Consider the following 23,844-nt stretch of genomic DNA (forward strand, 5'->3'; position numbering starts at 1 on the left):
AATGTGCGCGAATACAGGTGTTACGCATGAACGTTTTTCGAACAAGATTTGGCAGAGACCATTGATATGACCGACCCGAATATCCCCGTCACCGAAGACGAGCTGCACGCTTACGTCGACAACGAGCTGCCGGCCGAGCGCCGCGGCGATGTCGAGGCGTGGCTCGCCGCGCATCCCGACGACGCGGCGCGGGTGCAGTCATGGCGCGCGATGGCCGAGACATTGCATGCGCGCTACGACACGGTGCTGGATGAGGCGGTGCCGAAGCGACTCGAACTCGAGCGGCTGGTGCGCCAGCCGCGCCGCTGGGTCTATGGCGCGGTGGCGGCGACGCTGATGGCCTTCATCGCCGGCGGTGGCGTCGGCTGGATCGCGCGCGGCGCCGCGGCGACGCCGTCGGCCTTCCAGAGCTTCACGCTCGACGCGCTGGATGCGCATCGGCTCTACGTGGTCGAGGTCCGTCATCCGGTCGAGGTGCCCGGCAGCGAGCGCGATCATCTGCAGCAATGGCTGACCAAGCGCTGCGGCTGGGACGTCCGCGCGCCCGACCTTACCGGGCTGAAGCTGGTCGGCGGCCGCCTGCTGCCGGGGCCGAGCGGGCCGGCGTCGTTCCTGATGTATGAGAGCACGTCCGGCGAGCGCTTCACGGTCTACACCGCCAAGGCGAAAACCGAGGCGACCCAGATGCGCTATGCCGTCCAGGGCAGCGACGGCGCGCTGTTCTGGGCCGATCGCGGCGTCGCCTATGTCGTCAGCGGCGGCACCGACCGGACGCGCCTGACCCAGGTCGCGCAGGCGGTCTACGATCAGATGGAGAAGAACGGCGGCTGATTTCCCGTAGATTTACGGGAGATCAGCCGCCGCCATTGTGCCGTTTCGAGTAAGTGAATCCAGCCTCACTCAGTGTCCCAATTCCGACATTGAAAATTTCGATTCGCGTCATGGACGCGTCTCATTGTCGTACCGGATGCTCACGCGAAGATGATCCGCGCCCGATCCGCCGATCGGCGCACGCGGCCTCGATTGGGGTTTTGTGTACCGCGCTGGTCCCCCTCTCGAGGCCGCACTCTTTTTCCGGATCCGATCTGCACGCCGCAGATTTTGGACTTCGGACGGCCGGTCACCCTTTGACGCCCTCGCAACGCCCGCGTCTACCCCGATAGAGTCCGGGGTAGTTGCAGTTTCGCGTCTTTCGCGTCTTTTGGGGCGCGATCTCGGCGGTCAGCCGAGATCGCTGCGCGGATTGTAGGAATTTCGCTCCCGCCACGTCTGCATCAATGCCTCAAGCTCGGCATCGTTCCCGTCGGGAAGGATGATGCGGGTCGTGACATAGAGGTCGCCGACGGCGCCCGCCTTCGACAGCCCCTTGCCCTTGAGGCGGAAGGTACGGCCGCTGGAGGTGTTCTTCGGGATCGACAGTTCGACGGCGCTGCCGAGCGTCGGCACCCGGACCTTGCCGCCCAGCACCGCCTCGTAGAGGGTAATGGGCAGATCGATCCGGAGATCGTTGCCGTCGACCTTGAAGAACGGATGCGGCGCGATCGAGATCGTGATCAGGAGGTCACCGGGCGGGTGGCCTTGCGCGGTGTCGCCCTGCCCCTTCAGCCGGATCTGCTGGCCTGCGGTGACACCGGGCGGAATCTTGACGTTGAGCTCACGGCCGGTCGGCAGGCGGACGCGCTTGTCGCCGCCCCCAGCCGATTCCTCCAGCGACACCGTCATGGCGACCGAAAGATCGAGATCGACGCCGACCCCGCCGCCTTCGAATTCAAACGGGCTGGCTCGCCCCCCGCGCGCGCCACCGCCGCCACGCGCGGCGTTGCCGAACATGCTGTTGAGGATGTCCTCGAAGCTGCCGCCGCCCACGCCGCCGCCGGGGCCGGCGCCGCCGCGGAAGCTGTACTCGAAGCCACCGGGACCGGCACGGCCGCCGGCACCGCCGCCGCCGGGGAAGCCCTGGAAGCGCGGCTTGCCGTCTGCGTCGATCTCGCCGCGGTCGAACTGCTTGCGCTTGTCCTCGTCGCCGACGATCTCGTTGGCCGTGTTGATCTCCGCAAAGCGGGCAGCCGCCTTCGGATCGTTCTTGTTGTTATCAGGGTGATGCTTCTTGGCGAGCTTGCGATAGGCGCTCTTGATCGTCGCAGCGCTGGCGCTCCGCTGCACCCCCAAGACCTCATAGGGGTCGCGCATCCGTCACGTCTCCTTCACGGGAAAATCAGTCCTGGGGACCCATCGGGCCCACTTTGCCCTTATGTGGGGGCTCAGTGGCATTTTTGCAACTAGATCGGGACCGGGTGTCAGCCGGAACTTCTGCTCCAAGGCTTCAGGCTCTGGATCTGCCAGCGCCCCTGTCCAGCCTTGCAAGCGGCGCCCTGGAGCCAAGTCTCGGTGGCTCCATTAACATAGCTGGCGAGAAAATCCCGGCACGTCTTGCCGTCCTCGCCCGAATAGGCCTGAGCCAGCGGCGTCACCGAGCCGCGTGCGCCGGTCTGGGGATTTTCCCAAGGCTGGCTGGAATCCTTGTCGCCTTTGGTCAGCACGTCGGAGGCGGCGTTGCGGGCGAAGGCGAGATCGCTGTCGGTCGGCATCACCGCGTTGACCTGGGTCGGGTTGATCGAGCCCGTCACATCCTTGTCGTCCATCTTGGCGAAAGCATCGGTGCGCGACAGGCTGCAGCCGCTCGCACCGACGCCGATCAGGATCAAGGTCACCACCGCGCCCGCGGGGTGGATCGCCGATAGGCCAACGCGCCCCCATGCCCTATATAGGGCTAGAAACGCGCTCTCGGACGCGGGCGAATGCAAATCGGGACTCCTGACATGACCGACACGACCTCCATCAAACACCCGACACCGTTAACATCGGGTGATTTCACCGCGGCGGAGGAGCCGTTCGCCCTATTCGGCGAATGGTTTGCGGAAGCGGTCAAGTCCGAGCCGAACGATCCGAACGCGATGGCGCTCGCAACCGTCGATGCCGACGGGCTGCCGGACGTGCGGATGGTGCTGATGAAGGGCTTCGATGCCGACGGCTTCGTGTTCTACAGCCACATTGCCAGCGCCAAGGGCCGCGAATTGGCCGCAAACCCCAAGGCCGCTTTACTGTTTCACTGGAAATCGCTTCGCCGTCAGGTGCGCATCCGCGGCGCGGTGACGCAGGTCGCGGACGCCGAGGCCGACGCCTATTTCGCCACGCGGCCGAAGCAGGCGCAGATCGGCGCCTGGGCCAGCAAGCAATCGCAGCCGTTGGAGAGCCGCTTCGCATTCGAGCAGGCGATCGCCAAGGCCGGCGCGAAATACGTCATCGGCGAGGTGCCGCGTCCGCCGGGCTGGAGCGGCTGGCGGATCACGCCGCAGCGCATCGAGTTCTGGCACGACCGCCCGTACCGCCTGCACGACCGCATCGAATTCCGCCGCGATGGCGCCGGCAGTGCATGGTCGAAGGTGCGGCTCTATCCGTGACGACGACAGCTTAAAAGACGCCAACCTGAAAGACACCATGTCCCCTCCTTCCAACGCGCCGCGCCGTACCCTGCTCCTGACCGGTGCCAGCCGCGGCATCGGTCACGCCACCGCGATCCGGTTTGCTTCCGCCGGCTGGCGCGTCATCACCTGCTCGCGGCATGCATTCCCGGAAGTCTGCCCCTGGGGCGCCGGACCGGAAGATCACATCGAGGTCGATTTCGGCGACCATGACGACACCGTTCGCGCGATCAGCGAGATCCGCAAACGGTTGGTGAACGACGAGTTGCACGCGCTGGTCAACAATGCCGCGATCTCGCCGAAGGGTGCGGGCGGCGCGCGGCTCGGGACCATGGACACCGATATCGAGACGTGGCTGCACGTGTTCCGCGTCAACTTCTTCGCGCCCATCATGCTGGCCCGCGGACTGATCGACGAGCTCAGGCACGCCAAGGGCGCGGTGGTGAACGTCACCTCGATCGCCGGCTCGCGCGTGCATCCGTTCGCCGGCGTTGCCTATGCGACCTCGAAAGCCGCGCTGGCATCACTGACGCGGGAAATGGCATCCGACTTCGGCCGCGTCGGCGTGCGCGTCAATTCGATCGCACCGGGCGAGATCGATACTTCGATTTTGTCGCCGGGCACCGAGAAGATCGTCGACCAGCAAATCCCGATGCATCGCCTCGGCACTCCGGACGAGGTCGCCAAGATCATCTACGTGCTGTGCACGGAAACCAGCTCCTACGTGAACGGCGCCGAGATCCACATCAACGGTGGCCAGCACGTCTGAGCTTTGGCTTGGATGAGAATGAGGGGGAAAGAGGTTCGAGGCGATCCCGGCCGCCGCCGCGGCCGTACTCCAAGGATTGCTTCGATTGCAGGCGTAACGACGCAGACGAGGCTTCTGCCTCCAAAAGGCCTCAGCCTCTAGTCCGCATAAAACCGACGAGATTTCTTCTCAAGCGGCTGCAGCGCGATGTCATTCAACGCGCTGGAGCAATCGTCTTCGTCTTCACCATCAAGCAACGCAGCGCCACAGTAACGGCAAAGTCTCGGCGAGATCGCCTGCACCTTGCCTGCTGCGCGGTCGTGTTGATAGCGCGCAAAGTCGATGACGTTACGCCGTGGCGTTATGATCTTCTCAACCATTGCTGTCCTCCGGCTTCGAGGCGGGCGTTATCGCAGACAAGTTTCGCCCAAACGTTCAGCGCAACGCTCAAATTTTAGCAGAGGAAATAAGGCAGAAAGCGCGTCCCAAAACGCGACGTGTGGAACCAGTGCTACAGCCACTTTTTCCACTTGAAGATCCAGTACGGCACAACAGCCGCGATCAGCATCAGCACCAGCGCATACGGATAGCCGTGCGCCCACTCGAGTTCCGGCATGATCTTGAAATTCATGCCGTAGATCGAGGCAATCAGCGTCGGCGGCATCAGCACCACCGCCATCACCGAGAACAGCTTGATGATGTTGTTCTGTTCCAGATTGACCACGCCGAGCATGGCGTCGAGCACGAAGGTGATCTTGTTGGAGAGATAGGAAGCGTGGTCGGTCAGTGAGGCCACGTCACGCTGCATGGTCTTGAGCTGCTCGCGCATGTCCTTGGACCATTTCACGCCCTCCACGATCGCCGAAAGGAACGTGACGAGGCGGCCGATCGAGACCAGGCTTTCGCGGACCTTCGAGGTCAGGTCGCCCTTGCGGCCGATCGCGATCAGGATCTGCGAATATTGCTTGGCGTGGCCGTGGCGCTGGCTCTCCGGCTCGAAGATGTCGTGGGAGACCTGGTCGATGTCGGCCCCGCAGCGCTCCAGGAGGTCGGCGCAGCGGTCGATCACCGCATCCAGCAGTTCCATCAGCACCTGCTCTCCGGTGATGCCGGGCGCACAGGAGCGCGCCAGCTTGTTCTCGACCAGCGCAAACGGCTTCGGCAGGTCGTAACGCACCGTGACCAAGCGATGGCTGGTCAGGATGAAGGTGACCGCCGTGGTGCGCGGCATATCGGTGTCAGACTGGCACATCAGCGTTGCGGTCATGTAGCGCGCGCTGTTCTCGATATAGAGCCGGCTGGAGATCTCGATCTCCTGCATGTCTTCCCGGGTCGGAACCGCGATCCCCGCGAGCTTCTCGACGGCCCGGTCCTCCTCGACGGTCGGGTTCACCAGGTCGACCCAGACCGCGCCCTCCGGCAACGCGCCGAGGTCGGTGACGGCGGCCTTCTTGAGGGAGAAATCGGAGGGAACGAACACCGACAGCATCACGAACTCCGAGACACAGGATTGGAAACAGGGCTGGCAAGACCCGTCGACTTAGCGCGATTCTGGCTGGCGCTTCATGACCGGGCGATTAACCGGACATCCACCTTTGTGGCGGCCAGGCGGCGGTGAATGTGACGTTGAAGCGGCTTCGATTGAGCAACCGTTGCCTGTTTGCACAAAAACTGGCCCCACACCAGAAGACTTGCGGCAAAAAAGCCACAGGCGACGTCCCGCGATGCGGGAAAGGCATCTAAACTCTGGGAATAATGGCACGTTTCGGCAATAATGCCCCACATGGAATCGTGGCGTTTAGGGCGTAATCGTGGCGCTTTGAGACGCGGATTTTCGATTGGAACGTAATCATGTCGTCGTTCAAAGTTACCTTTGGGATCCTGGCCGCAGGCCTGATGTTGTCGGGCTGCATGCAGGCCACAACCTATGAGGCCACCAACACCGCTGCCTTCAAGCCGCATGACAAGGAACTGCTGGCCAAGACCACCTACGTCAAGACGCCGGTCGCCGAGCCGTTCCGCCGCGCCATCGTCGAGTATCACCGCAAGGAAGCCGCCGGCTCCATCGTGGTCGATTCCGACAACCATTACCTCTACTACGTGATGAACGACGGCAAGGCGATCCGCTACGGCATCACCGTCGGCGAAGAAGCGATGGCCTGGTCCGGCATCGCCAAGGTCGGCAGCATGACCGAATGGCCGGCCTGGCATCCCACCCCCGGCGAAATCTCGCGCCTCGGCGTTCCAACCTTCGTGGCACCGGGCCCGGACAATCCGATGGGCTCGCGCGCGATGTATCTCTACTCGGGCGGCAAGGACACGCTGTTCCGCATCCATGGCACCAACCAGCCGGAATACATCGGCTCGTCGATCTCCTCGGGCTGCATCCGCATGACCAACGAGGACGTCATCGACCTCTACAACCGCGTCAAGCTCGGCACCATCGTCGTGGTCCTGGAGCCGAAGCACGGCGACTCCCCCTACAAGCCGCAGATGGCGCTGCAGGGCGGCGGCAACGTCCCCTACTGATCCCAGTCACGTCGCAATCGCGATCAAAGGCGCCGGCTTTGCCGGCGCTTTTTTGTTGGCTGCGGCTTTGTCTCGGCAGCGCCGTCGGGCGCGGCCGCATCATCTGATTTCGCCGCATCCGGCTCATCGGCCTTGCCGCGGTCGGCTTCGGATCGGTCCGGCTTGGATGAGTCCGGCTTGGATGAGTCCGGCTTGGACGCGTCCGATTTTGCGGCGACATCGCGCGGCGGCGCCTCTTCGGGACGCTCGGCCGGCAACAGCGGCGCGACACGCGGCATCGGATCGTAAACGTTCCACTGACAGATCCGGTAATTGTTGCGGCGCTCCGTCAGATCGAGATGGATGTGGTCCTCGTGGTACCAGTCCGAGCCCGGGCCGAGCACGGTGGAGAAGCGGGCGCAGACCGAATGCAGCACGGTCTCACGCAGCTCGCGCGGCACGCTGCGGTCGGTCAGCGAAATCGACTTGCCGTTGGCGAGACCGAACGCGCGCACGTCGAGCGCATTGGCGCGGCCATGTTCGGAGAGCTGCGCGCCGGCGACGCGATTGCGGCCGCGGCACTCAAACGAGTCGAAATTGTCGAGATTGCTGATCCCGCCCCCAAGGCTCTGCGCCAGCGGCGCGATATCGGTGCGGACCCAGTCGGCAACCGCACTTGCCATCTTGCAGCGGAGGATCGCCGCGGGCTTGACCGCGACCGTGCGCTTGTCCGGCAGCACGATGGCCTCGAGCCGCACCAGATCCTCGCCGCCGCAGCCGCCGACGCCGTGGATATCCGGAATGCTCGGCGCGATCGCGATCTCCTCGGTGAGGGCCTGTCGGCAGGCCGAAAGCTGCGGCCTGGGCGGCTCGGCGGGCTTGGCTGCTTCGGCTGGCCTGGTCGTCTCGCCGGGCCTGGCAGCCTCAGCAGGCGCGGCCGGTGGCGGTGCCGCAACCGCCGGCGGCTCGGGCTCCGCGGCCACAGGCGCGCGAGCTGCCGCAGGCGCGTCTGCTGCCGGCGGCGCCTCTGCCGGACGCGGCTTCGGCAGCGGCACCGCTGAGCGCCGGACCGCCTTGTGCGCCCTCTGCGGCCGGACACCGAACAAATCGTCCCACGGAGAGGTCGGCATGCCACGGGCGGCCTGCGCGGGCCCCGCTTGCATGCCAAGCCAAAGCAGCGTGACGGCAGCGGTAACCATTGCCGCGCCCCCGCGACGAAAGGCGCCATCAGGCCATTTTCGGCTTGCTTTCTCCGCGCTACAGTTCATGTCAGTTCCATGATTTTACTGCCGGCCGTCCAAGATGCCGGCGGATCATGCGTGAGGATCGAGGAGGGATTTGCGTATGCTTGGCTTGATGCAAGATTGGCCCTTGCTATGTCACAAGATTATTGAGCACGCCGCCAAATATCACGGCACGCAGGAAGTCGTGACCCGGTCGGTCGAAGGCCCCATTCATCGCACCAACTACGCCCAGATCCACGCCCGCGCGCTGAAGGTCTCGCAGAGCCTGGAACGCGACGGCATCAAGCTCGGCGACCGCGTCGCCACCATCGCCTGGAACACTTGGCGCCACCTCGAAGTCTGGTACGGCATCATGGGGATCGGCGCGATCTGCCATACGGTCAATCCACGACTGTTTCCGGAACAGATCGCCTGGATCGTCAACCACGCCCAGGACCGCATCGTCATCACCGACCTCACCTTCGTTCCGGTGCTGGAGAAGATCGCCAGCCAGCTGCCGAGCGTCGAGCGCTACGTGGTGCTGACCGACAAGGCGCATATGCCGCAGACCACGCTGAAGAACGCGGTCGCCTATGAGGACTGGATCGCGGCATCCGACGGCAGGTTCGCGTGGAAGACCTTCGACGAGAACACCGCCGCGGCGATGTGCTACACCTCCGGCACGACGGGCGATCCCAAGGGTGTCCTCTATTCGCACCGGTCCAACGTGTTGCACGCGCTGATGGCCAACTCGAAGGACGCGCTCGGCACCTCCGCGTCGGACACAATGCTTCCGGTGGTGCCCTTGTTCCATGCCAACAGCTGGGGCATCGCGTTCTCCGCGCCGTCGATGGGCACCAAGCTGGTGATGCCAGGCCCGAAGCTCGACGGCGCCTCGGTGTACGAGCTGCTGTCGACCGAGAGGGTCACCCATACCGCGGGTGTCCCGACGGTGTGGCTGATGCTGCTGCAATACATGGCCGCCAACAATGTCAAGCTGCCGGACCTGCAGATGGTGATCTGCGGCGGCTCGGCGATGCCGCGCTCGATGATCAAGGCATTCCTCGACATGGGCAGCCAGGTGCGCCACGCCTGGGGCATGACCGAGATGAGCCCGCTCGGCACGCTGGCGACGCTGAAGCCGCCGTTCACCGATCGCAGTGGCGAGGAGCGGCTCGACATCCTGCAGACCCAGGGCTACCCGCCGTTCGGCGTCGAGATGAAGATCACCGACGATGCCGGCAAGGAGCTGCCGTGGGACGGCAAGACCTTCGGCCGTCTCAAGGTCTCGGGCCCCGCGATCGCGAAAGCCTACTTCCGCGTCGATAGCAACATCCTCGACGATGCCGGCTTTTTCGACACGGGCGACGTCTCGACGATGGACGAGCACGGCTACATGCGGATCACCGACCGCTCCAAGGACGTGATCAAGTCCGGCGGCGAATGGATCTCCTCGATCGATCTCGAGAACCTCGCGGTCGGCCACCCGGCGGTGGCGGAAGCCGCCGTGATCGGCGTCCATCACCCCAAATGGGACGAGCGGCCGCTGCTGATCGTGCAGCTCAAGCAGGGCCAGAGCGCCACGCGCGAGGACATCCTGAAATTCATGGACGGCAAGATCGCCAAATGGTGGATGCCCGACGACGTCGCCTTCGTCGACGGCATTCCCCACACCGCGACCGGCAAGATCCTGAAAACGGCGCTGCGCGACCAGTTCAAGGATTACACGTTCCCGACCGCCGCGGCGTAGGGCGAGCTGTCATCCTCCCCTGGAGGGGGAGGATCGGTTCGCATGAAGCGCAGCGAAATGCGAATCGAGGTGGGGTGACAGTCCCTCCACTGAGACAGGTGCCCGTGCTGAGGGATCACCCCACCCCGCCGCTCATTTCATTCGCGTCGACCCTCCCCCTCCAGGGGAGGGTAATCAACCCAAATCCCTTGAATTCGCCGCAGGTCCGTGGTCTCACACGGTCATTGGCGGCGGCTGAGGTCGCCCAAGGACATCTCAACCGGCAGATTTTTCGACGATGGCGCGCAGGTTTTCCGCTCCCTACCAGCAGGAGCCCGTGTCCGGTCTCGCCACCTGGTCGCGCAACCTCGCCATCTTCTCCGTCGTTGCGGTGGTGGTCTCGATCCTGATCGTCCGGTTCGGGTTCCTGGAGGTCAAACCGGCGCTGGCGACCTTCTTCGGCGCGCTGGGCCTGGCCGGCCTGTCGATCCTGCTCGGACTGGCCGCCTTCGCCGCGATCTGGCAGAACGGCACCCGCGGCATGGGCCGGATCCTGCTCGCGTTCCTGATCGACGCCGCGATCCTCGGCTACCCGGCCTATCTCACCTATCAGTACCGCAAGCTGCCGCGGATCTACGACGTCACCACCGATGCGATCGACCCGCCGAAATTCGAGGCGCTGGCGCGGCTGCGCACCGGCGAAGGCACCAACCCGGCCGCCTATGCCGGCCTCTATTCGGCCGAGAAGCAGCGCGCCGCCTATCCCGATATCGAAACCGTCGAACTGGAAACCCCGGTCGACCGTGCCTATGAGATGACCCTGCGGCTGGTGAACCGCCGCAAATGGCTCGTCATCGACGCACGCGCGCCGCAGCCGCCGCGCCGGATCGGCCGCATCGAGGCGGTGGCCCGCACGCCGATCATGGGTTTCCGCGAGGACGTCTCGATCCGGGTCACGCCCGACGACGAGGACTCGCGCGTCGATATCCGCTCCGCCTCGCGCTATTTCGACGCCGATCTCGGCAGCAACGCCGCGCGGGTCAAGAAGCTGATCGAGGACCTCAACTCCGCCGCCGACAACGAAAACGCCAAGCCGGCGAAGAAGGCGGCCCCGGTCGCGCCGAAGGCGCCACCGGCGAAGTCGGTGAAGAAATAATCTCCCCCGTCATTCCGGGGCATCGCGCAGCGATGAACCCGGAATCCATTTCACTACATTACTTGCGGCACGATGGATTCCGGGCTCGCGCTTCGCGCGCCCCGGAATGACGAATCGAGGGAGTCGTTACGCCATCCGGTACGTTCCGCCGATCACCGGATCGCCATCCGTCGCCACGATGCCGCGCGCGACCAGGTCCTCCAGATGCGCCAGCACCGAATAGCCGGCGGCATTGGCGAGGCGCGGATCGAGTCCAATATAGATCGCCCGCACCATGGTCGGGATGTCGGCCTCGCCCTTGCCGAGGCGGTGCAGGATCGATGCCTCGCGCGCCCGGCGATGCCGCGCCAGGAAGCGGACGTAGCGCGGGCCCTCAGGAATCTCCGGGCCATGACCCGAGAAATAGAGCTGCTCGGACCGCTGCTCCAGCCGCTCCAGCGAGGCCATGTAGTCGATCATCGAACCGTCCGGCGGCGCCACGATCGAGGTCGACCAGCCCATCACATGGTCGCCGACGAAATTGATGCTGCGCTCGGCCCACGCGAACGCCAAATGATTGGCGGTGTGACCGGGGGTGGCGACCGCCTCCAGCGCAAAGCCACTGCCCTCGATGAGGTCGCCGTGCTTGACCTCGATGTCGGGCCGGAAATCGCGGTCGGCGCCGGATTCCGGATTGTGCTTCTCGCTCTCGAAGCGCGGGCGCGAGGCGCGGTGCGGCCCCTCGGCATAGACCGGCGCGCCGGTCGCGGCCTTGATCCGCGGCGTGTTCGGCGAATGATCACGATGGGTATGGGTGACCAGGATATGCGTCACGGTCTCGCCCTTGACCGCATCGAGCAGCGCCTTCGCATGCGCCTCGTCGTCGGGACCGGGATCGATGATCGCGACCTTGCCCTGGCCCACGATGTAGCTGACCGTGCCGGTGAAGGTGAACGGGCTCGGATTGTTGCAGAGGACACGGCGCACGCCGGGCCGGACCTGCTCGACCACGCCGGGCTTCAGCGGAAATTCGCGGTTGAACGGGATGTCGTCGTTGTCGGCCATGGCTTCTGTCCGTGATGTCCGGCTTCTCTTTGACCTCGTCATGCCCGGGCTTGTCCCGGGCATCCACGTCTTCCTGTGCGAGCCCCAAGACGTGGATGGCCGCGACAAGCGCGGCCATGACGACGTTTGGGTGGGCGCCGCTTTACGAGAACGCCTGGATGCCGGTGATCGCGCGGCCGAGGATCAGCGCGTGGACGTCGTGCGTGCCCTCATAGGTATTCACCGTCTCGAGGTTCGCGGCGTGGCGCATCACGTGATACTCGATCTGGATGCCGTTGCCGCCGTGCATGTCGCGCGCCATGCGGGCGATGTCGAGCGACTTGCCGCAATTGTTGCGCTTGACGATCGAGATCATCTCGGGCGCCATCTTGCCCTCGTCCATCAGGCGGCCGACGCGCAACGAAGCCTGAAGGCCGAGCGCGATCTCGGTCTCCATGTCGGCGAGCTTCTTCTGCACCAGCTGGGTGGCGGCGAGCGGCCGGCCAAACTGCTTGCGGTCGAGCGTGTATTGCCGCGCGCGGTGCATGCAGTCCTCGGCGGCGCCGAGCGCGCCCCAGGAGATGCCGTAGCGGGCGCGGTTGAGGCAGCCGAACGGACCCTTGAGGCCGGAGACGTTGGGCAGCAGTGCGCTTTCCGGCACCACGACGTTGTCGAGCACGATCTCGCCGGTGATCGAAGCGCGCAGCGAGAGCTTGCCGCCGATCTTCGGCGCCGACAGGCCCTTCATGCCCTTCTCCAGGACGAAGCCGCGGATCTGGTTGTCATGCGCGGCCGACTTGGCCCACACCACGAACACGTCGGCGATCGGCGCATTCGAGATCCACATCTTGGCGCCGTTCAGCTTGTAGCCATCGGCCACCTTCTCGGCCCGGGTCTTCATGCCGCCGGGGTCGGAACCGGCATCCGGCTCGGTCAAGCCAAAGCAGCCGACCCATTCGCCGGTCGCGAGCTTGGGAAGATATTTCTTGCGCTGGTTCTCGTCGCCATAGGCGTAGATCGGGTACATCACCAGCGACGACTGCACCGAGTTCATCGAGCGATAGCCGCTATCGACGCGCTCGATCTCGCGCGCCACTAGGCCATAGGCCACATAGCTCGCATTGGCGCAGCCATATTCCTCGGGCAGCGTCACGCCGATCAGGCCGAGCTCACCCATCTCGTTGAATATCTCGCGGTCGGTCTTCTCTTCCAGATAGGCCTTGGTGACCCGCGGCAGCAGCTTGTCCTGCGCATAGGCCCGCGCCGTGTCGCGGATCAGCCGCTCGTCTTCGGTGAGCTGGTCGTCGAGCAGGAACGGATCATCCCACTGGAAGCTGGCGGCAGCCGGCTTGTCCTTGGCCTGGGGGCGCACGCTCATGAAACATCCTTTCGCATCGTCTCTCGGAAATTGGCGGATAAATTAAAGCGCTATGCTGCGAAGCGCAATTGAATTGGGATCATTGTCATTCCGGGGCACACGATAGCGTGAACCTCAGGCGCCATTGCGCCCCGGAGAATCTCCAGATTCCGGGTCTGGTCCTTCGGACCATCCCGGAATGACAACAGTCAGCACTCCAATCTCTCGTTCGACACGATCTCGATGCCGAAACCGGACAGACCCTTGTAGTCGTGCACCGAAGAGGTCAGGTGGCGGATCGAGGTGATGCCGAGATCGCGCAGGATCTGGGCGCCGACGCCGACCTCGCGCCACTGCTTGTTGCGATCGGCCTCCGCCGACTTCTGCTCGCTCACCGGCTGGACCGGAACACCGGCGGCACCGTCGCGCAGATAGACCAGCACGCCGCGGCCAGCAGCCTTGAAGTGCCGCAACACGGCTTCCATGCGCGCCGGACCGGTGAAGAGGTCCGTCACGATATTGGGCTTGTGCAGCCGGGTCAGCACGTCCCGGCCGTCGCCGATGCCGTTATAGACGAAGGCGGCATGCATGATCTCGTCGAACGGCGAGCGATAGGCATAACCCTGCAGGGGGCCGATCGGGCTTTCGGTGGTGAAGGTCGCGACCCGCTCGATCAGTTTCTCGCGCGCCTGGCGATAGGCGATCATGTCCGCGATCGTGACATGCTTGAGCTTGTGGGCGGCGGCGAATCTCGCGACCTGCTCGCCCTTCATCACGGTTCCATCGTCGTTCATCAGCTCGCTGATGACGCCGACCGGCGGCAGGCCGGAGAGCCGGCACAGATCGACCGCGGCTTCGGTGTGGCCGGAGCGCAGCAGCACGCCGCCGTCGCGCGCGATCAGCGGGAAGATGTGGCCGGGGCGCGCAAAATCATTGGCGCCGGCATTGGGATTGGCGAGCGCGCGGCAGCAGGAGGCGCGTTCGTCGGCGGAGATGCCGGTGCCGCCATCGGGCTTGTAGTCGATCGAGACGGTGAAGGCCGTGGTGTGGTTGGACTCGTTATGCGCCACCATCGGATCGAGCCGGAGCCGGCGGGCGTCCTCGGTGGTGATCGGCGCGCACACGATGCCGGAGGTGTGGCGGATGATGAAGGCCATCTTTTCCGCCGTGCAGAACGACGCCGCGACGATCAAATCGCCCTCGCCTTCCCGATCGTCATCGTCGGTGACGACGACGAGTTCACCCTTCGCAAAGGCTTGCAGCACTTCCTGGATCGTATCGGCCATTGTCCTGACATCTCGTTATATGCAGGCAGTGGATTAGCCGGGTTCCGATGTCAGCGCCAGTATCATTATGCAACCCGCCATGCGTCCGGCAGGCATACCAGGACGGTGACAGGAGCCTGTAGCCCGGATGGAGCGAAGCGCAATCCGGGACATTTCCGCGTGCGCGGTCCCCGGATTTCGCTTCGCTCCATCCGGGCTACGGCAGCACCTCGCGCCGGTCGCTGAGCTGGGCATCCAGCTCGGCGCGCTTGTCGTCGAGCAGGCCGGCGTCGGCGGCCTCGATCACCGAATAGAGCTCGCCGGCGTCGCTGAGCCGGGTCACCGTCACGTAGTCGGCGCCGGCGTCGTAGAGGTCGTCGACGCCGGTCAGGAGATCGGCGGTGGCAACAACCTTCGCGGTCGGATTCAGGGCGCGGACGTGACGCACCAACTTCTCGTTGTCGGCGCCGACCAAGAGGAAATCCGGCACGCTCAGGATGATGATCTCGGCATTGCCGATGCCGGCATGAACCAGCGTATCGACATTGCTGATGTCACCATAGATCACATGCATGCCGCGGTCGGTCAGCGTGCGGAACACCAGCGGGTTGAAGTCGATGACGCTGATCTGCTCGAGCAGCGACTGGTTCTGCCGCTCGATCTGGCTGATCAGCGCGCTCGCGGCGCGGAAAAAGCCGAGGATGACGATGCGCCGGATATCGCCATGTCCCTCCGCCTCCTGCCCGGACTCGCCGCCGCCCTCGCGTCGATGGTCGAGATCACGCAGCCCGATCCGCTTCAACGGACCGATCAGGCCGCGCACGATCTGATCGCTGCGGGCCATCGCGAAGGTCGAGAGCACCGCCAACACCACGAAGGCGAACGAGGCCGCATTCGCGGTTTCGGTCCCGATATGGTTGGCGGCAACGCCGGTCTGGATCACCACCAGCGAGAACTCGGAAATCTGCGCCAGATTGATCGCCGGCAGCAGGCTGGCGCGCAGGCCCTGCTTCATCAGATAGAGCGGCGTGAACGTCGTGACCAGACGGCTCACGACCGTGAAGGCCGCGATCACAAGCGCAAGCCAGATCACCTGTAAGCCCGGGATCGGGATCGTCATGCCGAGCGCGACGAAGAACAGCGTGATGAAGAAATCCCGCAGCGTCGTGACCTTGGCGGTGACGTCAAGCGCGTAGGGAAAGGTCGAGATCGAGACGCCGGCGACCAGCGAGCCCATCTCGCGCGACAGATGCAGCCGCTCGGCGATCTCGCCGATCAGAAAGCACCAGGCGAGAGCGCCGAGCAGCACGAGCTCGGGCCGGCGCGCGATCTGGTGGAACAGCCGCGGCAGCACGTAGCGGCTCAGCACCAGCGCGGTCGCGACCAGCACCGCAACGCGGGCGATCGACAACAGCACGACGCTGATCTGCAGATTGTCCAGGCTCGGCTGCACCGCCAGGAACAGGATCGCGAAGATGTCCTGCAGTACCAGCACGCCGAGCGTGATGCGGCCCGGCAGCGTATCCAGCTCACGCTTCTCGTAGAGCACCTTGACGATGATGACGGTCGAGGAAAGCGCGCAGGCGACGCAAAGGTAGATTGCATCGAACTTGCCGCCGCCGATCGCAAGCCCGATCCCGGCAAAGAACGCCACGCCGATCAGGCAGCCGACGATCAGCTCGCCGGCGCCGGCGAACAGGATGACCTTGCCGGCACGGATGATCTTCTTGAGGTCGATTTCCAGCCCGATCATGAACAGCATGAAGATCAGGCCGAGCTCGGAGATGACGCTGATCGACTCCTGGGACTTGACCCAGCCCATGCCGAATGGACCAATGAAAAAGCCGGCGATAAGGTAGGCCAGTATCAGCGGTTGCCGGGAGAAATGGGCGAGCAGCCCGATCCCCCAGGCAAACAGGATACAGAGCGTGATATCGCGAATCAGTTCATGCATGCGTCAAAGACTTCCTGTTGCCGCAACCTAGAGGGCCGGGCGTGAGGATCAACCGAGCAATGTGTCACATCCGCGCAGGCGGCATTTTTCTGGCAGTTCTGCTCTGCCTGCTCACCGCGCGCATGACGGAGGCGCTAGCACAATCCTCCGGAAGTATTGAACAAAATTTCGCGAACTCGCTGACCGCGGTGCCGTCGGAAGGCCTCACCGCGTCAGGTGCATTCTACGTGCCGGTGTATTCCAGCGTGTCGATGAGCCAGGGCAAGCTCAGGGCCGATTTCTCGGTGACGCTGAGCGTGCACAACGCCTCCGAGACGAGGCCGCTGGTGCTGAAGCGGATCGCCTATTTCGACACATCAGGCAGGATGGTGGAGAGCTACCTCAAATCGCCGGTCGCGCTAAAACCGTTTGCGACCGTCGAGGTCTCGATCGCCACGACCGATACCCGCGGCGGCACCGGCGCGAACTTCGTGGTCGATTGGGCAGCCGCCGGCGAGATCGCGGAACCGGCGGTTGAGGCATTGATGGTCGGCAGCGTCGGCGCCGGGCACTATGCCTTCATCAGCCAAGGCCGCCCGATCAGGCTGACCGGCAAGAACTGACTTCATGGAAGGCCGCCTCCCCCAGGCCTTCTCAACGACAACAACACGGAGCGAAACGTCCATGTCCACCTCAGCCCAGTTCGACTTTGCACCGCTGCTTCCGGCCGGCCTGCCTGCGCCGGCCGCGCGCTGGACCGGGCTCGCCAAATACAGCTTCGTCGGCGGCAACAACGATCCCGATCAGGTCCCGGTCGACGGGCTGCTGGAGGCGGTCAACGCCGTGCTGAAGCGCGAGGGCAGGAATCTCGCGACCTACAACCTGGCGCACGGGCCGCAGGGCTATCTGCCGCTCCGCCAGTTCCTCACCGAGAAGCTGAAGCGCGATGCCGGCATTGCCTGCACGCCGGACGAGATCATGATCGTCTCCGGCTCGCTGCAGGCGCTCGACCTCGTCAATCACACCTTGCTCGCCAAGGGCGACACCGTGCTGATCGAGCAGGAGACCTATCAGGGCTCGCTGAACCGGCTGACGCGGCTCGGCGTCAACGCGGTCGGCATTCCCCTCGATGGCGACGGCATAAGGATCGATGCGCTGGCCGCAGCGCTCGCCGATCACAAGCGGCACGGCATCACGCCGAAATACATCTACACCATCCCGACCGTGCAGAACCCGACCGGCTCGATCCTCCCCGAAGGTCGCCGCGCCGAGATGTTGAAACTGTCGAAAGAATACGGCGTGCCGATCTTCGAGGACGATTGCTATGCCGATCTGATCTGGAACGGCGAACGGCCGCCGGCGATCTATGCGATGAGCAAGCATGGCGGCGTGATCCATATCGGCTCGTTCTCGAAATCGATCGCGCCGGCGCTGCGGGTCGGCTTCATCGTCGCGCCCTGGGAGATCATGTCGCGGATGCTGCCGCTGAAGACCGACGCCGGCTCCGGCGCGCTGGAGCAGATGGTGCTGTCGGAATATTGCGCGCCGCATTTCGCGACCCACGTGCCGCGGCTGACCCGTGGCCTGCGCGCCAAGCTCGACACGCTGATGGAGGCACTGAACGAGCAGTTCGGCACGTCGGCCGAGTTCGAGGCGCCGAAGGGCGGCATCTTCCTCTGGGTCAAGCTGCCCGACCATGTCGACACCATGAAGCTCTATCAGGCGGCGCTGGCAGCCGGGGTCTCGATCAATCCGGGACCGGAATGGTCGACCAGCAAGGCGCATTCCGGCAGCCGGCTCCGCCTCTGCTTCGCCAGCCCCTCGCACGAGCAGATCCGCGAAGGCGTCGCGGTGCTGGCCGAAGTGTGCCGCAAGGAGTTCGGCGTGCCCGCGCGCAGCAGCAATGTGGAGAAGCGCGGCTAGCGTTCCCCGCGCGGCGGGATGGATTGCTTCGCTTCGCTCGCACTGACGAGATGGCCTCGCCCCGTCATTGCGAGGAGCTCGCGACAAAATTGCAAAGCAATTTTGCGCTGAAGCGACGAGCAATCCATGCCTCCTGCCTGCCCCCTTACCGCACCGAAAACGGCGCCTGATACGGCCGGCCGAATGGCACGCCGTTGACCACGGTCTGCATCGGCTTCAGCTGCAGATTGCCGTCGCGCTTGTTGTTGCGGGTGTCGACGAAGGTGACCGGGCCTTCGATGAGATCCATGATCGCGACGTCGCCGGGCGCGCCGCGCTGCAGCGTGCCGATCTTCGGGGTGCGGTTGATGATGCGCGCCGGCACTGAGGTTGCCATCGCCACCACCTGATCCAGAGAAGAGCCCATCGCCAGGAACTTGCTCATCACGTTGGGCAGGAACGGAATGCCGGGCGAATTGCCGGAGAAGACGTGGATGTCGGACGAGATCGTATCTGGCGTGCAACCGGCCGGGATCGCGATCTCGGCCACCGTGAAATCGAAGCTACCGCCGCCATGGCCGACATCGAACAGCACGCCGCGCTGCTTGGCCGCGAGCGCCGCCGGCAACAACTTGCCGTCCTGCACGATGTTGGTGAAGGCGCCGGACATGTTCGGCGCGCCGGAATAGGCATGGGTGAGGATATCGCCCGGCCGTAGCAGATCGAGGATGTCAGACATCAACTCCCTGGTCTCGACGCCGCCGATATGCACCATCATCCGCGCCGGCCAGCCGCACATCTCGCAGGCCTGGATGCCGCGCTTCAGCGGCTCGATGCCATGCTTGAAGATGACGTTCTCCGACATCCGCACCTTGACCCCGATCAGGAAGTCCGGGTTCTCCGCAAGCGCCATGGCGCAGGCTTCGACCTGCGCATTGTCGATGTTGTAGAGCTCGGCCACCGGGAAGGCCGACAGGCCGTTGTTGGCAATATGGACGAAGGCATAGATCCGCGTCCGCGACTGCGCGACGATAAAGCGGCGCAGCGCCGCGAGATTGTTGACGCCGGCATCGCCGGCCGAGACCACGGTCGTGGTGCCCTGGAATTGCACCAGCTCGTCGGCGGGAATACCGATCGCCGATCCATACGGGTAGACGTGGCAGTGCAGATCGACGAGGCCTGGCATCACGAGCTTGCCCGAGGCGTCGATGGTCTTGACGGCGCGCGCCGCCGGGATCTCGTCCTCGATCGCCTCGATCAGACCCCAGCGGATGCCGATGTCGCGCTTGCCGCGCAGCGACTGGCTGGGATCGATCACGTCGCCGCTTTTGATCACGAGGTCGAACTTGTCGTCCGGTCCCATCGCCGCAGCGGCCGGCCCTGCTATGACAGCAGCAGCGGCCGATCCCGTACCTTTCAAGAAATCCCGGCGTGAAAATTCACCCACGGCAACGTCCCCCCGAACATTGATTTTATGGCGTGATGATGCGTCGGACACCGTGGTTAGGCAAGACCACCGAAAGAGGCGGTAACGCTCACGCGTCGGTTGTGCAGCAAACACACGGCGAGGGTTGCGCTGCGATGGTTGCTGAACAAGCGTTCAGAAAACTCACCCGGTTCCCTGAGGAACGTTTCGATACCTGCACGGTTTCCTCCTCGCATCATTTGAGGAGGATGAGATGAAGAAATTTAGCTTTGTTCTTGCGGCGATTGGTGCCCTTGCAGTGGCCATTCCGTCGATCGCGAGCGCCGAGACCGTCGTGATCAAGCGCGGCCATCACCACTGGGATCGCGGCTGGGGCGCGCGCGCCGAGATGCGCCACGACCGTGGCTGGCATCGCGGCTGGCATCACGACCATGACCGCGCGGTGGTCATCAGGCGGGATCGCTATTAAGCGCCGGCACACACGAAAGACCGACACAACGGAAAATGGCTCCTCGCGGAGCCATTTTCTTGTTCTGCGTCCTTATCCAGATGCGCGCCGATCTCAATCCCACGCCGGAGCAAAGCCCGGATTGACGCAGCGCATGTCCTTGCGCAGCGCAGCGATCGCCTTGCGGTCGTCATCGTCGAGCTCAACCTTCAGCGCGTCGAGATTGGCCTTTTGGCTTTCGGCGCGCGAGGCCTTTGGAATCGCCGCAACACCGTTCTGGTCGAGCAACCATTTCAGCGCCACCTGCGCAGCGGTGGCATCATGCTTGGTGCCGATTTTCGCCAGCGTCTCATCGGTCGCGAAACGGCCCTGCGCCAGCGGACAATAGGCCACCAGCGGGATCGATTTCGCGGCGAAATATTTCCGCACCGGTGTCTGGTCCAGCATCGCGTGATATTCGATCTGGTTGCAGGCGATCGGCGCCTTGATGTCTTCGACCACGGTCTTGAGCAGCGCGGTGGTGAAATTGGCGACGCCGATCGCGCGGGTGCGGCCCTCCTGCTTCAGCTTCGTCAGCGTCTCGAACACGGCCGGCAGCTTCATGTTCCGCGACGGCCAGTGCACCAGGTAGAGATCGACATGATCGAGCCGCAGCTTCTTCAGGCTCGTGTCGAACGCTCTCCGGATCGCGTCCGGCGCCAAATTCTCGTGCCAAACCTTCGTGGTCACGTGCAGGTCCTTGCGCGCGACCTTCGCGTCGGCGATCGCGGCTCCGATCGCCTCCTCATTGCCGTACATCTCGGCGGTGTCGATATGCCGGTAACCGAGCCCGAGTGCGCTCTCGACCGCTGCGCGGCAGGCATCGCCCTGCATGCGGAAAGTGCCGAGCCCGAGCTGCGGCAGGCTGATGCCCTGTGTCTGCAGATTGTCCATGGATAGCTCCTGACGCGTGGGGCGCCGATGTCATCGACGACGTCACGCCAGCAAATCGTCTGGTAGGAATGAAATTGGCAGAACTGCCAGCACGCAGTCTGCCCGCAAACCGACCCTTCGGGCAAGGCGCCCGCAAATCAAGATGTCGCGACGGCTTTCGCGAGCCTAGATATGCTGCGCCATGATCTGGCCGGGCCGCGCGTCCGGCCGCGGCTCGATGACGACCGACCAGAGATCGTGATTGTCGACGTCCTTCAGCGTCACCTTCATCACGCCGGTCCTGCCGTCGATGTCGACGCGGCCGAAGAATTGCAGGCCGAAGCACGGCGCGAGATTGTCGCCCTGCTCGGCCGAGCAGCCCTTCTGGTACATCGCCTTCGGGCCAAAGGTGTTGTCGAGCTCGCCCGGCGACCAGGTGCCGGCATGCAGCGGGCCGGAGACGAACTCCCAGAACGGCTCGAATTCCTGGAACACCGCGCGGTTCGGATCGTAGTGATGCGCGGCGGTGTAGTGCATGTCGGCGGTGAGCCACACCGTGTTGCGGACGCCGGCGCGCTTCATGAAGGACAGGAGGTCAGCGATCTCGTGCTCGCGCCGCTCCGGCGAGCCGTCGCCGAGCGCGACGGCATCCAGGCTGACGAGGCCGATCGGCAGATCCGCGGCGATCACCTTCCAGGTGGCATCCGACGCCACCAGCTCCCGTTTCAGCCAGGCGAGCTGGCTCTCGCCGAGGATGAACGCCTGGTCCGGATCGCCCTGCTTGTTCCAGCTGGAATCGCGGTAGGAGCGCATGTCGATGATGAAGACGTCGAGCAGCGGCCCGTAGGGGATCTTGCGATAGACCCGGCCGTCGCGCTCCGGCATCAGCCGCATCGGCATGAATTCGTGGAAGGCGCGCCGCGCCCGCGCCACCAGGCGCGAGCTGCCGTCCGTATCGTAGCCGGTCGCGTCAGCGGTGCCGATTGGCGACCAGTCGTCGGCCACCTCATGGTCGTCCCACTGCGCCAAGACAGGCACCTCGGCGTGGAAGGCGCGGAAATTCTCGTCGAGCCAGTTGTATTTGTAGTTGCCGCGAAACTCTTCGAGGCTGTGGGCGACCACCGATTTCTCCTCGGTGACGATGTTGCGCCAGACTTCGCCGTTCGGCAGCGTCTGCTCCGCCGGCACCGTGCAATCGGCATAAATGTGATCGCCGGAATGGATGAAGAAGTCCGGACGCTCGTTCAGCATGGTGCGGTAGCTGCGCAGGCCGCCGCGCGCGGGGTCGATGCCCCAGCCCTGCCCCACCACGTCGCCGGACCAGACGAACGAGACCGAGCGGCGGTCCAACGGCGCGGTGCGGAAGTGCCCGACGCGGCTTTCACCCGCAATGCCGTCGCGATCCTCGAAGCGGATCCGGTAGAACAGGTCCTGTCCCGGCGGCAGACCATCGAGCAGCAGCTTTGCGGTGAAGTCGCGGTCGGGCAGCGCATCGGCGGACGCGGTGCGCAGGATGGTGGCGAAGCTTTCGACCGCGGCGCATTCGATATGCATGCGCGCGGCGCGATCGGTGCGGGCCCAGATCACAGCGGAATCGCTGGCGACGTCGCCGGACTGGATGCCCGCGATTGCGGGCCGATCGGCGGCGCGGCTCAGATATGGCTTTGCCAGCGCGCCCACTCCTGCCAGCGCGGCCGTCGATGCCGAGCGCACCAGAAGCTGACGCCTCGTGAGGCCTCGCCCCCTCGCGGAGATCGCTGTCGGCATCGAATAACCTTCGTCGAATCGCAACGAAGGTTTTGCCTGCGCTGTTTGACTCCGCCCTTACGGTTTCTTGACTCTGCGCCGACGGTTTTGCGACGGCGGGATGACTCGGGGGATGAGACGGCTATCGGAACAACAGCGGCTTACGCGTCATCCTGAGGAGGCGCGCAGCGCCGTCTCGAAGGATGAATCGGCCACGGACGGGCCGTGCATCCTTCGAGACGCGCGCACGAGCGCGCTCCTCAGGATGACGGGTTTGGGATTGGCGCACCTTGAGAGAGCACAGGCGCGGCAGGCACTCTCACCGCTGCCAGTTGCAGATGCCGCCGGTGCGGCACGGCCAGGTCTGGATCCTGGTGTCGCGGGCTTCCGCATCGAGCGGGTTCGAGTGGCGCCGGGCGAGCTTGGCCCGGGCGGGAACGTGCGCCGCTGCGCGCTTGCGCTCATGTGGCGCCGCGTCACGCGGTTCCGTCACCCTACTTGTGCGCACCGCCTTCTGCGGCTCGACCTTCGGCTGATCGACCCGCGGCTCGACATTGGCGTGCTGATCCGGGCTGCGATCGGTCTTGGCCTCGACCGGAACCGGCTGGAACTGCGCCGGCGGGCCAAGCGGCTTCGGCGACAGCACGGCCTGCGAGAGGTCGAGACTGAAGAACTCGCTCGGGCGGTAGTCGTCGGCAAACGCCACGCCACCCAACGCCAGGCACGCGGTGCAAACAGTTGCAACAAAAGCGTTTTTCAGGACCATCAAAGGGCCTCCTGAAATCACTCGAACAGAACGGCCGTTATGTAGGGGCCCGGCCGCGCGAATCCAGCCGCGGCTCGCGGGCAGGGTTACCGGTCAACCAAGGCGGCCGTGGAAAGTTCCCGCTGCCTACCACCTGGAACGCCGTTCCGATGGTATCGGAGCGGGTTTCTAGGTTGGTGTTTTGAACGCGTTTTCTTCACGCGAACCGGTAGCCACTTCG

Annotated in this window: 22 protein-coding genes; 9 read left to right on the top strand and 13 right to left on the bottom strand. The window is 64.5% G+C overall.

Annotated features, from left to right (window positions below; translation table 11 throughout):
* The first annotated feature begins 66 nt into the window (after window positions 1-66).
* Window positions 67-831 (top strand): anti-sigma factor family protein, encoded by a 765-nt coding sequence (locus ACOIX3_RS33110; protein WP_173641401.1) that lies wholly within the window; start codon window positions 67-69, stop codon window positions 829-831.
* Window positions 832-1,221: 390 nt separating this feature from the next.
* Here ACOIX3_RS33110 and ACOIX3_RS33115 read toward each other — a convergent pair whose 3' ends face one another.
* Window positions 1,222-2,190, bottom strand: a complete 969-nt coding sequence (locus ACOIX3_RS33115; protein ID WP_420966179.1) for a DnaJ C-terminal domain-containing protein — start codon at window positions 2,188-2,190, stop codon at window positions 1,222-1,224.
* Window positions 2,191-2,297: 107 nt separating this feature from the next.
* A complete protein-coding gene (locus ACOIX3_RS33120) occupies window positions 2,298-2,711 on the bottom strand; it encodes an RT0821/Lpp0805 family surface protein (RefSeq protein WP_420966181.1) in 414 nt (137 codons plus the stop codon).
* 108 nt (window positions 2,712-2,819) lie between these two features.
* Between ACOIX3_RS33120 and pdxH the strand changes: the two genes are divergently transcribed.
* The gene (gene pdxH / locus ACOIX3_RS33125; RefSeq protein ID WP_420966183.1) at window positions 2,820-3,461 is read left to right on the top strand and encodes a pyridoxamine 5'-phosphate oxidase; all 642 of its coding nucleotides are present in this window, start codon (window positions 2,820-2,822) and stop codon (window positions 3,459-3,461) included.
* Between the two features lie 37 nt (window positions 3,462-3,498).
* Window positions 3,499-4,251 (top strand): SDR family NAD(P)-dependent oxidoreductase, encoded by a 753-nt coding sequence (locus ACOIX3_RS33130; protein WP_092124720.1) that lies wholly within the window; start codon window positions 3,499-3,501, stop codon window positions 4,249-4,251.
* 137 nt (window positions 4,252-4,388) lie between these two features.
* Here ACOIX3_RS33130 and ACOIX3_RS33135 read toward each other — a convergent pair whose 3' ends face one another.
* Both ACOIX3_RS33135 and ACOIX3_RS33140 read right to left on the bottom strand, forming a co-directional pair.
* Window positions 4,389-4,610, bottom strand: a complete 222-nt coding sequence (locus ACOIX3_RS33135; protein WP_176532935.1) for a hypothetical protein — start codon at window positions 4,608-4,610, stop codon at window positions 4,389-4,391.
* 131 nt (window positions 4,611-4,741) lie between these two features.
* The gene (locus ACOIX3_RS33140; RefSeq protein ID WP_420966186.1) at window positions 4,742-5,719 is read right to left on the bottom strand and encodes a magnesium transporter CorA family protein; all 978 of its coding nucleotides are present in this window, start codon (window positions 5,717-5,719) and stop codon (window positions 4,742-4,744) included.
* A 362-nt stretch (window positions 5,720-6,081) separates the two neighbouring features.
* Between ACOIX3_RS33140 and ACOIX3_RS33145 the strand changes: the two genes are divergently transcribed.
* Window positions 6,082-6,759, top strand: coding sequence for a L,D-transpeptidase (locus ACOIX3_RS33145; protein WP_420966188.1), 678 nt, complete (start codon window positions 6,082-6,084; stop codon window positions 6,757-6,759).
* Window positions 6,760-6,782: 23 nt separating this feature from the next.
* Here the strand turns inward: ACOIX3_RS33145 and ACOIX3_RS33150 are convergent, their stop codons facing one another.
* Window positions 6,783-8,006: an extensin family protein gene (locus ACOIX3_RS33150; RefSeq protein WP_420966190.1), complete on the bottom strand. Its 1,224-nt coding sequence runs from the start codon at window positions 8,004-8,006 to the stop codon at window positions 6,783-6,785.
* A 76-nt stretch (window positions 8,007-8,082) separates the two neighbouring features.
* On the opposite strand from ACOIX3_RS33150, the gene ACOIX3_RS33155 reads away from it, so the two are divergent.
* A complete protein-coding gene (locus ACOIX3_RS33155) occupies window positions 8,083-9,711 on the top strand; it encodes a fatty-acid--CoA ligase (RefSeq protein WP_420966192.1) in 1,629 nt (542 codons plus the stop codon).
* A 277-nt stretch (window positions 9,712-9,988) separates the two neighbouring features.
* Window positions 9,989-10,846 carry a DUF1499 domain-containing protein gene (locus ACOIX3_RS33160; protein WP_420966194.1) on the top strand — a complete coding sequence of 286 codons (858 nt, stop codon included), beginning with the start codon at window positions 9,989-9,991 and terminating at the stop codon, window positions 10,844-10,846.
* A gap of 126 nt (window positions 10,847-10,972) precedes the next feature.
* Here ACOIX3_RS33160 and ACOIX3_RS33165 read toward each other — a convergent pair whose 3' ends face one another.
* The 4 genes from ACOIX3_RS33165 to ACOIX3_RS33180 form a co-directional block, all read right to left on the bottom strand.
* Window positions 10,973-11,890, bottom strand: a complete 918-nt coding sequence (locus ACOIX3_RS33165; protein ID WP_420966196.1) for an MBL fold metallo-hydrolase — start codon at window positions 11,888-11,890, stop codon at window positions 10,973-10,975.
* Window positions 11,891-12,032: 142 nt separating this feature from the next.
* Window positions 12,033-13,247, bottom strand: coding sequence for an acyl-CoA dehydrogenase (locus tag ACOIX3_RS33170; protein ID WP_420966198.1), 1,215 nt, complete (start codon window positions 13,245-13,247; stop codon window positions 12,033-12,035).
* Between the two features lie 188 nt (window positions 13,248-13,435).
* Window positions 13,436-14,512 (bottom strand): 3,4-dihydroxy-2-butanone-4-phosphate synthase, encoded by a 1,077-nt coding sequence (ribB, locus tag ACOIX3_RS33175; protein WP_420966200.1) that lies wholly within the window; start codon window positions 14,510-14,512, stop codon window positions 13,436-13,438.
* A gap of 196 nt (window positions 14,513-14,708) precedes the next feature.
* Window positions 14,709-16,445, bottom strand: coding sequence for a cation:proton antiporter (locus tag ACOIX3_RS33180; RefSeq protein WP_420966201.1), 1,737 nt, complete (start codon window positions 16,443-16,445; stop codon window positions 14,709-14,711).
* A gap of 59 nt (window positions 16,446-16,504) precedes the next feature.
* On the opposite strand from ACOIX3_RS33180, the gene ACOIX3_RS33185 reads away from it, so the two are divergent.
* Both ACOIX3_RS33185 and ACOIX3_RS33190 read left to right on the top strand, forming a co-directional pair.
* On the top strand, window positions 16,505-17,047 hold the full coding sequence (locus tag ACOIX3_RS33185) for a DUF3124 domain-containing protein (RefSeq protein WP_420966203.1): 543 nt from the start codon (window positions 16,505-16,507) through the stop codon (window positions 17,045-17,047).
* Between the two features lie 61 nt (window positions 17,048-17,108).
* A complete protein-coding gene (locus ACOIX3_RS33190; RefSeq protein ID WP_420966204.1) occupies window positions 17,109-18,347 on the top strand; it encodes a PLP-dependent aminotransferase family protein in 1,239 nt (412 codons plus the stop codon).
* A gap of 145 nt (window positions 18,348-18,492) precedes the next feature.
* On the opposite strand, the gene ACOIX3_RS33195 is transcribed toward ACOIX3_RS33190, so the two are convergent.
* Window positions 18,493-19,773 (bottom strand): amidohydrolase family protein, encoded by a 1,281-nt coding sequence (locus ACOIX3_RS33195; protein ID WP_420966205.1) that lies wholly within the window; start codon window positions 19,771-19,773, stop codon window positions 18,493-18,495.
* Between the two features lie 232 nt (window positions 19,774-20,005).
* On the opposite strand from ACOIX3_RS33195, the gene ACOIX3_RS33200 reads away from it, so the two are divergent.
* Window positions 20,006-20,221 carry a hypothetical protein gene (locus ACOIX3_RS33200; protein WP_420966206.1) on the top strand — a complete coding sequence of 72 codons (216 nt, stop codon included), beginning with the start codon at window positions 20,006-20,008 and terminating at the stop codon, window positions 20,219-20,221.
* 93 nt (window positions 20,222-20,314) lie between these two features.
* Here the strand turns inward: ACOIX3_RS33200 and ACOIX3_RS33205 are convergent, their stop codons facing one another.
* The 3 genes from ACOIX3_RS33205 to ACOIX3_RS33215 form a co-directional block, all read right to left on the bottom strand.
* Window positions 20,315-21,133: an aldo/keto reductase gene (locus tag ACOIX3_RS33205; RefSeq protein ID WP_420966207.1), complete on the bottom strand. Its 819-nt coding sequence runs from the start codon at window positions 21,131-21,133 to the stop codon at window positions 20,315-20,317.
* A gap of 165 nt (window positions 21,134-21,298) precedes the next feature.
* Entirely contained in the window at window positions 21,299-22,879 is a 1,581-nt protein-coding gene (locus tag ACOIX3_RS33210; protein WP_420966208.1) for an alkaline phosphatase D family protein, read from the bottom strand.
* Window positions 22,880-23,177: 298 nt separating this feature from the next.
* Window positions 23,178-23,624 (bottom strand): hypothetical protein, encoded by a 447-nt coding sequence (locus ACOIX3_RS33215; protein ID WP_420966209.1) that lies wholly within the window; start codon window positions 23,622-23,624, stop codon window positions 23,178-23,180.
* Window positions 23,625-23,844 lie beyond the last annotated feature (220 nt).

The organism is Bradyrhizobium sp. B120 (assembly GCF_049075665.1).
GTDB lineage: Bacteria > Pseudomonadota > Alphaproteobacteria > Rhizobiales > Xanthobacteraceae > Bradyrhizobium.

Bases quoted from the DNA above. Each gene is read 5' to 3' on its own strand.
- ACOIX3_RS33110 (WP_173641401.1), top strand. From the start codon at position 67: ATGACCGACCCGAATATCCCCGTCACCGAAGACGAGCTGCACGCTTAC.
- ACOIX3_RS33115 (WP_420966179.1), bottom strand. From the start codon at position 2,190: ATGCGCGACCCCTATGAGGTCTTGGGGGTGCAGCGGAGCGCCAGCGCT.
- pdxH (WP_420966183.1), top strand. From the start codon at position 2,820: ATGACCGACACGACCTCCATCAAACACCCGACACCGTTAACATCGGGT.
- ACOIX3_RS33130 (WP_092124720.1), top strand. From the start codon at position 3,499: ATGTCCCCTCCTTCCAACGCGCCGCGCCGTACCCTGCTCCTGACCGGT.
- ACOIX3_RS33135 (WP_176532935.1), bottom strand. From the start codon at position 4,610: ATGGTTGAGAAGATCATAACGCCACGGCGTAACGTCATCGACTTTGCG.
- ACOIX3_RS33140 (WP_420966186.1), bottom strand. From the start codon at position 5,719: ATGCTGTCGGTGTTCGTTCCCTCCGATTTCTCCCTCAAGAAGGCCGCC.
- ACOIX3_RS33145 (WP_420966188.1), top strand. From the start codon at position 6,082: ATGTCGTCGTTCAAAGTTACCTTTGGGATCCTGGCCGCAGGCCTGATG.
- ACOIX3_RS33150 (WP_420966190.1), bottom strand. From the start codon at position 8,006: ATGAACTGTAGCGCGGAGAAAGCAAGCCGAAAATGGCCTGATGGCGCC.
- ACOIX3_RS33155 (WP_420966192.1), top strand. From the start codon at position 8,083: ATGCTTGGCTTGATGCAAGATTGGCCCTTGCTATGTCACAAGATTATT.
- ACOIX3_RS33160 (WP_420966194.1), top strand. From the start codon at position 9,989: ATGGCGCGCAGGTTTTCCGCTCCCTACCAGCAGGAGCCCGTGTCCGGT.
- ACOIX3_RS33165 (WP_420966196.1), bottom strand. From the start codon at position 11,890: ATGGCCGACAACGACGACATCCCGTTCAACCGCGAATTTCCGCTGAAG.
- ACOIX3_RS33170 (WP_420966198.1), bottom strand. From the start codon at position 13,247: ATGAGCGTGCGCCCCCAGGCCAAGGACAAGCCGGCTGCCGCCAGCTTC.
- ribB (WP_420966200.1), bottom strand. From the start codon at position 14,512: ATGGCCGATACGATCCAGGAAGTGCTGCAAGCCTTTGCGAAGGGTGAA.
- ACOIX3_RS33180 (WP_420966201.1), bottom strand. From the start codon at position 16,445: ATGCATGAACTGATTCGCGATATCACGCTCTGTATCCTGTTTGCCTGG.
- ACOIX3_RS33185 (WP_420966203.1), top strand. From the start codon at position 16,505: ATGTGTCACATCCGCGCAGGCGGCATTTTTCTGGCAGTTCTGCTCTGC.
- ACOIX3_RS33190 (WP_420966204.1), top strand. From the start codon at position 17,109: ATGTCCACCTCAGCCCAGTTCGACTTTGCACCGCTGCTTCCGGCCGGC.
- ACOIX3_RS33200 (WP_420966206.1), top strand. From the start codon at position 20,006: ATGAAGAAATTTAGCTTTGTTCTTGCGGCGATTGGTGCCCTTGCAGTG.
- ACOIX3_RS33205 (WP_420966207.1), bottom strand. From the start codon at position 21,133: ATGGACAATCTGCAGACACAGGGCATCAGCCTGCCGCAGCTCGGGCTC.
- ACOIX3_RS33210 (WP_420966208.1), bottom strand. From the start codon at position 22,879: ATGCCGACAGCGATCTCCGCGAGGGGGCGAGGCCTCACGAGGCGTCAG.
- ACOIX3_RS33215 (WP_420966209.1), bottom strand. From the start codon at position 23,624: ATGGTCCTGAAAAACGCTTTTGTTGCAACTGTTTGCACCGCGTGCCTG.